Origin of the sequence: Nostoc sp., from assembly GCF_041747015.1 — a bacterium.
Lineage (GTDB): Bacteria > Cyanobacteriota > Cyanobacteriia > Cyanobacteriales > Nostocaceae > Nostoc.
The window spans coordinates 23,122-31,727 of sequence record NZ_JBGTFY010000239.1; the positions used below are offsets into that span (position 1 = coordinate 23,122).

The 8,606-nt window shown below is 41.0% G+C and carries 5 protein-coding genes; all 5 read left to right on the forward strand.

Annotated features, from left to right (window positions below; genetic code table 11):
* Positions 1 to 580: 580 nt before the first annotated feature.
* The 5 genes from ACEW80_RS19375 (at position 581) to ACEW80_RS19395 (ending at position 8,479) form a co-directional block, all read left to right on the forward strand.
* Positions 581 to 2,854, forward strand: coding sequence for an ATP-binding protein (locus ACEW80_RS19375; RefSeq protein WP_373528148.1), 2,274 nt, complete (start codon positions 581 to 583; stop codon positions 2,852 to 2,854).
* Positions 2,826 to 3,272 (forward strand): response regulator, encoded by a 447-nt coding sequence (locus ACEW80_RS19380; RefSeq protein ID WP_373528149.1) that lies wholly within the window; start codon positions 2,826 to 2,828, stop codon positions 3,270 to 3,272. The genes ACEW80_RS19375 and ACEW80_RS19380 overlap by 29 nt, the downstream gene beginning before the upstream one ends.
* A 248-nt stretch (positions 3,273 to 3,520) precedes the next feature.
* Positions 3,521 to 4,684, forward strand: coding sequence for an ATP-binding protein (locus ACEW80_RS19385; protein WP_373528150.1), 1,164 nt, complete (start codon positions 3,521 to 3,523; stop codon positions 4,682 to 4,684).
* 530 nt (positions 4,685 to 5,214) lie between these two features.
* Positions 5,215 to 5,940: a transposase gene (locus ACEW80_RS19390; RefSeq protein WP_373528151.1), complete on the forward strand. Its 726-nt coding sequence runs from the start codon at positions 5,215 to 5,217 to the stop codon at positions 5,938 to 5,940.
* Positions 5,834 to 8,479, forward strand: coding sequence for a peptidase domain-containing ABC transporter (locus ACEW80_RS19395; RefSeq protein ID WP_373528152.1), 2,646 nt, complete (start codon positions 5,834 to 5,836; stop codon positions 8,477 to 8,479). Before ACEW80_RS19390 ends, ACEW80_RS19395 begins: the two co-directional genes overlap by 107 nt.
* Positions 8,480 to 8,606 lie beyond the last annotated feature (127 nt).

An 8,606-nucleotide genomic window follows, 5' to 3' on the forward strand; every position in this document is an offset into this window, starting at 1 on the left:
ATTTACTAAGGTTTTAGCTTTAGTTTTACCCCACCCTAACCATCACTGCGATTAAGTAAGTAATCTTTGGGATTTAAGAAGAAATTCGACTTGTGTGTACACGGTAGCCTTAAAAAGGGGGGGACTTTGAGAACTTTTTGCCCCCCAATTTATCGGGGGGTTGGGGGGATCAAAAGTCTATGGGGCAACTCTAGAAGACTTGTGTGTACACTGTAGCTCCGAGTCGGAGAGAGACGTTTTTACGTAGTAAAAGCAGTGAGAGGTCTTTTTTTACGGCTAATTTAGATGGACACAATATAACTCGTCGAACTTAACTTAATATAGCTACACATATCCAGATTTGCTTAACTATACAGTTTTCACATTTATTATCACTATGTAGCTTTATTTACTGTTACACTGTTAAAAGCGCAAGCAAATGATATTAAGGCTGCAAAACGCAACACCAGGGCATGGTAAATTAAATACTAAGTAAAAATAACTAATGAAAGATTATAAGTTTTTACATTTATAATTCTCCGTTATTGATAGATACTCTAGTTTTGATGCTCCCGCACAATAAAGGAGGATCGTCATCAAAATGAACTTAGAATTGCCAGGTATTAATTTAATTAGCTTGAAAGAGGCATCAATTCATCTTTCAAGTCAAATTCAGCCTCATGGTGTCCTATTAGTTTTGGAGGAACCTGAATTAAAAATATTACAAGTTAGCACTAATACATTAAAGGTTTTCGGGATCACTCCCGAAGATATATTGCAGAAAAAACTAGAAGATTTACTCGACCCATTCCAAATAGAAAGAATTCAAACAGGGCTAGTCGGGGTAAATATTGATTTCATCAATTCTAGCAAAGTTTGGGTGCGAAAAAAAGGTGATGAATACATAGTATTTGATGCAGTATTTCACCGGAATCAAGAGAAATTTTTAATTGTTGAATTAGAACCTGCTATTAGTCAAGAAAATATTCCATTTTTAAGCTTTTATCATCTAGTTCAAGCCTCGATAAATCAACTCCAAAAAACATCAAAGCTCCGTGAATTTTGTCAAGTTATCGTTCAAGAAATTCGGAAAATAACGCAATTTGACAGGGTGATGTTATATAAATTTGATGATGATGGACATGGTTACGTGATCGCTGAAGACAAACTAGAAAGCCTAGAACCATACTTAGGATTGCATTACCCAGAGTCAGATATTCCCAAACCAGCTAAAAAATTATTTGTTGCCAATTCGATTAGAATCATCCCGGATTCTTCTTCTGAGCCAGTAACAGTTTTTCCTATCAATAATCCAATTAGCGATCGCCCGATTGATTTAACCAACTCTATTCTCAGAAGTGCTGCTCCCTGTCATCTGGAGTACTTGCATAATATGGGTGTTAGTGCAACGCTAACTATCTCTTTAATTAAAGACCAAAAACTCTGGGGGCTGATTGCTTGTCATCATCAGTCTCCTAAATACATTTCCTACGAATTTCGTAAAGCTTGCGAATTTTTGGGGCGAGTAATATTTGCCGAAATCTCAGCTAGAGAAGAGACAGAAGACCACGATCACAAGATAAATCTGACACATATTCAATTAGTCTTGATTGAATATATGTCTCAAGAAGAGTACTTTATTGATGGTTTAGTTAAACACCCGCAACATTTTTTAGATTTGGCTAGCGCTCAAGGTGCAGCCGTGTATTATGGGGGAAACTGCACGGTAGTTGGTGAAACGCCGAAAGAAGAAGACCTAAATTTTTTAGTGCAATGGCTCAAGAATAACGTTGAAGAAGAAGTATTTTATACAGATTCTTTATCGCAGATTTATCCAGATGCCGAAAGTTTTAAAAACGTCGCTAGCGGTTTATTAGCTATTCCTATTGCTAAACGGAATTATGTTTTATGGTTTCGACCGGAGGTAATTCAAACTGTAAATTGGGGAGGCGATCCTAATCAGGCGTTTGAAGTTAGCCAGTCAGAAGGAAAAGTCCGTTTATCTCCACGCAAATCATTTGAACTGTGGAAAGAAAGTGTCCGCTTAACATCTTTACCTTGGAAAGATATAGAAGTGAAAGCAGCATTGGAACTGCGGAAAGCAATTGTCAATATTGTGCTACGTCAAGCCGATGAACTTGCCCAATTAGCACAGGATTTAGAACGTTCTAACGCAGACCTGAAAAAGTTTGCTTACGTTGCCTCCCATGACTTGCAAGAACCTCTTAATCAAGTTGTGAATTACGTGCAGCTGTTAGAGATGCGCTATCGAGAACAACTCGACGAAGATGCCCAGGAGTTTATCGGCTATGCTGTAGAGGGAGTTGGACTGATGCAGACTTTGATTGATGACGTGCTGGCATACTCAAAAGTAGATATGAATGCGATCGGATTTCAACTGATCGAGGTAAAAACAGCCTTAGATCGGTCTCTGAGCAATTTGCATCAACACATTGCTGAAACTGGAGCTATTATCACCCACGACCCCTTACCAACCGTGATGGCTGACAGTACCCAACTGATGCAGTTATTCCAAAACCTCATCGGTAACGCCATTAAGTTCCACAGTGATCAGCCGCCACAAATCCATGTGGGAGCAAAAAGGATAGAAGATGCCTGGCTGTTCTCAGTCCGGGATAATGGTATTGGCATTGACCCCCGATTTCGCGATCGCATTTTCGTGATCTTTCAGCGCCTACATACACGGGATGAATATATCGGCACAGGTATAGGATTAGCCATATGTAAGAAGATTGTCGAATGCCACCGGGGGCGAATCTGGGTAGAGTCGGAACAGGGTGTAGGCGCAACCTTCTACTTTACAATTCCAGTTGGAGGGCGTGAACTTGAGTACAGAAACGGGAGAAAAATATAAAACTATCTTTTTGGTCGAGGACAATAAAGCCGACATTCGCTTAATTCAAGAAGCATTGAAAAATAGCTTAGTGCCATACGAGGTAGTGACGGTGAGGGATGGCATAGATGCTATGGCTTATTTACGCCAAGAAGGCGAATATGCTAATGCACGGCGCCCTGACCTCATCCTCCTGGATTTGAATTTGCCCAAGAAAGATGGTAGAGAAGTGCTAGCGGAAATTAAAATTGACCCAGTATTAAAACGTATTCCAGTCGTTGTGTTAACAACCTCAAAAAATGAGGATGACATTTTTGACAGCTACAACTTGCACGTGAATTGCTATATCACTAAATCCCGCAACCTTAACCAGCTATTCAAAATCATCAAGAGTATTGTAGATTTTTGGCTCTGTACTGTCACGCTACCATCGAAGTAAGGAATACTACCCTGTACGCACAATGGTAAATTAAATTTAGATGTGTAAACTAGATGTGGAACAGCTTGATAAATAGGAGACTCACCTGAACAGGACTAATCTTAACTCAACACTCAAAAATTTCCAGGGGTATAGCGGTTCCCGACCTGGTGAGGTACGTTTTAAACGCTATGAACCTTGGTAAAAAAGATTTGGAAAGATTTGGGTGTACCTCAGTTGCTTAGGAAACGCTATAAAACCCGAAGATTATGGTTGTAAGCTACTCAGTAAAAATCTTGTTAATTGAAGATAACCCAGCAGAAGCTAGGTTGTTACAAGAGTTTTTGATCCAAGCCAAGTCCCAAGAGTTTACTTTGGTTCATGTGAAGCGATTGGGGGAAGCACTTCAGGAGCTAGGTCAGTGTAATTACGATGTTATTTTGTTAGATTTGACTCTACCTGACAGCGAAGGATTGTCATCTCTGCCTCTTCTGATTGATCAAGCTCCAAGCGTAGCGATCGTTGTCCTAACCAATACAAATGATGAAGAACTGGCAATTGAGGCAGTGCGGCAGGGGGCACAAGATTATCTAATCAAGCGCCAGGTAAATCCAGATGTGTTGGTTCGCTCCCTGCGTTATGCGATCGAGCGCAAGCAGGTTTTAGAATCATTACGCATGGTTAATAAAACGTTACAAATTCGAGTTGAAGAACGAACTGCTGAACTGATGAAAGCCAATGAACTCAACCAGTTCAAATCTGAATTTGTCTCGATGCTCTCCCATGACATTCGCAATCCTCTAAGTACTATTCTCTTGGCTGCTGGATTGCTACAAAACTACGACGAAAAATTGACCAAAGAGAAAAAACAGAATCATTTGCAAATAATTCGCTCGGCGATCAAAAACGCGGTGCAGCTATTAGATGAAGTTTCATTAATCGGTAAAGCTGATTCTGGTAGACTGCAATGTGAACTCCTGTGCTTAGATTTAGAAGCTTTTTGCCGCCAACTGGTCGAAGAATTTCAATTAATGGCGGATGAAAAACATTTGACTTTGGTATTCGCCAGTTTTGGGCAATTAGGCAAAGCACTATGGGATAAAAGTTTACTGCGGCACATTTTGGGCAATTTACTTAGCAATGCTATTAAGTATTCACCACCAGATGGTATAGTGCGCTTTGAACTAATTAGTCAGGAAAAAACAGTAATTTTCCGAATTCAAGATTGGGGAATTGGCATTTCTAAAGAAGACCAAAAGCGACTGTTTCAGCCTTTCCAACGTGCTGACAATGTGGGAAACATTCCTGGTACCGGTTTGGGGCTAGCGATCGCCAAAAAGTCTGTCGAGGCACACGGAGGTAAAATTGTAGTTAATAGTCAAGTTGGAGTGGGTACAACATTTACTGTCACCCTCCCTTTGCTCGAAGTTTAAGCTGTTAGACAAAACATTAATTAAAGTAAAATTATATACATTTAAGTAAGATATAAATAAGTGTAATCCAGGTAATTGATTTTGAGCGTTCAGATCACTGAATATAGTCTTCTTTGGCTGACTGTAAAAGCTTTTAGGGAAAATATTTAATCACACTATCTTGATAAAACTTAGCTATACCCTCAAAATATTTATACTTATAAATCAAATATTTCATAAATATACGCAATTATCATATTTAGCCAATATTTCATCAAAATTTATTTAGCGCTTAATCTTCGGAATTTACAACAGATAAGTTGTAGCTTGATATATACATCATAGGATTTACGCAAAACTACACGTAGTAGGGGCAATTCATGAATTGCCCCTACCAAAATCGGCTATTGTTTGCGTAAGTTCTGTATAAAAAACGTGTCCTATTAGTAGAATAAATTGGCATATGTAAACACTCATTTGAAAGTGCTTGACAAATTACGCATCAAGTACAGGGCATTTGTGAATCTATAAAACTAGCAAATTCTACGTATATGTTCGACTGCCAAGCAAAATCCGAAACCAAGTATTTAAGTGCATCTGGTGGTAAGTGTTTAACACCGTTTCAGCGGAAACTGCTACTACAAAGTTTACACAATAGTTTACCTGAATCCTACCGCCAACGAATTGAAATCATGTTGTTGGCAGATGAAGGGAAAACTCAAACAGATATCTGTCAAACCTTGGGATGTTGTGCGGCAACAGCACGACATTGGACACACATAGCTCGGACTGGAATGGCGCACCAATGGCAAGATTGCCCCATTGGTCGCCCGAAGGCTGTGAATGATCAGTATTTAGAGCGTTTGAAGGAACTAGTTAACAGTAGTCCTCGCGATCATGGTTATGCTTTTCGACGCTGGACAGCAAACTGGCTTGCGAAACATCTAGCAAAGGAATTTGGGATTGAGGTAAGCGATCGCCATATCAAGCGACTGCTCAAACAGATGGGATTATCCACACTACCAAAACCCAATAATGTTGAACAAAACAGCACTGAACAGGTTCAGGGTTCCAAAATTTTGATTTGTGACCTCAAATCGGCAGCTATTCCAGATGATTCCGAATTTTTACCTATTAACTTTGCAAAATTAGGAAAACATTTAGACATTCATGGCGCAAAATATATCCGCTCAGTTGCTTTCTCTGCAACAATTCAACAATACTCTGGGTTATTCTCTTTCGACAGAAGAATTTCAACACTGTCTTCAACAAGCTAAATCTATCAACCCAAAAGTCGGTAAATTCTGGCAAGGAACTGATGCTAAAGCGGGTATATATATTGCGATCGCTGGCAAAGCAAGGTTGCTAGATAGCGCCGATGAGTTAATCGCTACTTTGGAGGCGGGAGACTCATTTGGGGAATTTACCTTGTTTGAGGAGAATGACTTCAGACCTTATGCAGCAAGGGCTTCAATCAACTTGCAACTGTGCTTTATTCCGGGTGAAGTGTTATGCCCATTGATGGCTAAATATCCCCAAATTCGGGAGCATTTGTGGGCTAAGGCGCTATCTCGTAACCCTCAACAGGTTGAAGAGTCAGATAATCCCTCAGTACCGCCATCTGACTTAAAACGGCTTCATGAAACGAAGATTTTGGCAACGCCAGCAGTAGAGCCACGCGAGAAAAAGATTAGCAAAGCTTATTTTCCCAACTCCACGCAGCGAGTCGGGCATTTATTACAACGTGTGATTCGGCGCTATCCGTTTTTTGCCCAACAAAGTGGATCAGATTGCGGTGCAGCTTGTTTAGTGATGGTGTCTCGCTATTGGGGGAAAAACTTTAGTGTAAATCGCCTGCGGGATATCGCCAATGTTGACCGCAATGGCTCGTCGCTGCGGGGGCTATCGACGGCGGCGGAAAGTATTGGGTTTGCTACGCGACCTGTGAAAGCGAGTATTGACCAATTGGCAAAGCAAAAACTGCCTGCGATCGCCCACTGGGAGGGGAAGCATTACATCGTTGTCTATGAAATCACCGCAAAACAGGTAATTGTGGCAGATCCTGGTATTGGTCAGCGCACCCTCAGCCACCAGGAATTTAAAGCCAACTGGACTGGCTATACACTGCTGCTGCAACCTACAGCCTGGCTGAAGGATGCTAAAGAGACTACAACTCCCTTTTGGCAGTTCTTTGAGTTAATGAAGCCTCACTCTTTAGTAATGCTGGAAGTGTTTGTCGCTTCCTTATTTATCCAGATTTTTGGACTCGTTACCCCCCTATTCACGCAGTTAATTTTAGACCGAGTGGTGGTGCAGCGTTCTGAACTAACCTTAACGGCGGTGGGATTAGGGTTACTGATTTTTAGTTTATTCCGTGTGGCGATGACAGGGTTGCGGCAATATTTGTTAGACCACACGGCGAATAAGCTCGATTTAGCACTGATTGTGGGATTTATTCGCCATACCCTGCGGCTACCCTTGAGTTACTTTGAGTCCCGTTATGTGGGGGATATTATCTCTCGTGTACAGGAAAACCGCAAAATTCAACGCTTCCTCTCCGGTGAGGCGTTGTCCATCCTGCTAGATTTAGTCACTGTCTTTATTTATTTAGCATTGATGTTTTGGTACAGCTGGAAAATGGCGTTACTGGTGTTAGTGATTGTACCGCCTTTTTTCCTGCTGGCAGTGATTGCCACACCTTTTTTACAAAAGATTTCTAGGGAAATTTTTAATGCTGTTGCTAATGAAAGTAGCTATCTGATTGAAGTCCTTTCTGGTGTGCGAACGGTTAAATCCACAGCCGTAGAACAGACTGTGCGTTGGCATTGGGAAGAGTTATTAAGTAAGGAAATAAAAACTAACTTTTCCGGGCAAATTATCAGCAATCGCTTGCAAATATTCAGCAACACAATTGAAGCAATAGTAACTACCGTCTTGCTGTGGTTTGGGGCATACCAAGTAATTCACAACCAGCTAACCATTGGGCAATTGGTAGCATTTAATATGTTGTTGGGAAATATTATTAGACCCTTCCAACGATTAACAATTTTGTGGAATCAATTGCAAGAAGTGGTCATTGCCGTGGAACGCATTAATGATGTGTTGGATGCGGAACCAGAAGAGGATTTGCAGCACCAAGCGCGGCAATCTTTACCACCCATTCAAGGTAACATTCGCTTTGACAACGTGACGTTTCGCTATCACCCTGAAAGCGATATCAATGTTTTGGAAAATCTCAGTTTTGAAGTACATAGCGGTCAAATGGTTGCCCTGGTGGGACGGAGTGGTTCGGGGAAAACCACGATTTCTAAGCTGGTTTTGGGGTTATATCCCCCCACAGATGGCAAGGTGTTGATTGATGGGCAGGATATTACCAGTCTTTCGTTGCGTTCTCTACGCGAACAGGTTGGGGTAGTTGACCAAGATACCTTTTTGTTTGGCGGAACGATTCGGGAAAATATTAGCTTGGCACATCCTGGGGCAACTTTGGCAGAGATTATTGAGGCGGCGCGATTGGCGGGTGCTGATGAGTTTATTAAAAAGTTACCTATGGGTTATGAAACCCAGATTGGTGAAGGAGGGGGGATGTTGTCTGGAGGACAGCGCCAAAGAATTGCGATCGCTAAAGCGTTGTTAGGCAATCCCAAGCTGTTGATTTTGGATGAAGCGACTTCCCATCTGGATGCAGAATCAGAAAGGATTATTCAGACGAATTTAAACACAATTCTTAAAGGTAGAACCACCTTAGTAATCGCCCATCGCCTTTCAACTGTGCGAAATGCAAATTTGATTTTGGTGCTAGATAGGGCTTGCTGAAAAAGTCGTATTTAAGCCAGACCACGAATCAATTAACAATGCTTGTAAGTGAAAACATAACTAATTATATGAACCAATTTGAGTAAATATAATATTTTCTAATCATCCAAATCTAAAAATAGGAAAA